General features: G+C 56.1%; 1 protein-coding gene. It reads left to right on the top strand.

From position 1 onward, the window contains the following. Positions 1 to 305, top strand: a 305-nt coding sequence (locus tag AACY52_RS30380; RefSeq protein ID WP_339561392.1) for a DUF3304 domain-containing protein, incomplete at its 5' end; no start/stop codon positions are given. Positions 306 to 494 lie beyond the last annotated feature (189 nt).

Genomic DNA, 494 nt, shown 5'->3' with positions numbered 1-494 from the left:
GGCATCCCGGTTTGACCGTGGTGGTTGAATGGGAGAAAGACCCAAATCCCCATGAGTATGTGAACTGGCCTCCGCTTGGGACAGATGGCTACCGGGCTGCCTACAAGCTGCATGCGGCCAAATACACCCGTCATCGTGCGGTAGTGGCTGTCGCGCCATATGAAGAGCTGGGCGCAATAGACGTTCATTTTCTTCCGTGCAATCAAGTTGCGGTATCAGCTGTAGCCGTACTCCCTGGCCAACCAGGCTACCCATTTGACTTCCCTCGAAAAATGGAGGAACCAGCCGTATGTCCGAAGCCATGATCCCGCCACTTCAAAGGCCTGCAGCGGCATTCCTCAACCCGACAGCCGATTCAATTATCACCCGCGCGCTGAGCGAACACCTTCCACTAACCCTGACTCGTGGCGAGGCTACCTGATGATTCGTTTACTCCTCGTCATGTTAATTGGCAGCATCTCGCTGCAGGGCTGTGCGCAGCCCACGCCTGAAAG

Source organism: Pseudomonas sp. EA_65y_Pfl1_P113 (assembly GCF_963970525.1).
GTDB classification, from domain to species: domain Bacteria; phylum Pseudomonadota; class Gammaproteobacteria; order Pseudomonadales; family Pseudomonadaceae; genus Aquipseudomonas; species Aquipseudomonas tritici.
Note: the sequence above shows the minus strand (reverse complement) of the source record. Positions and strands in the feature narration are given on the sequence as shown.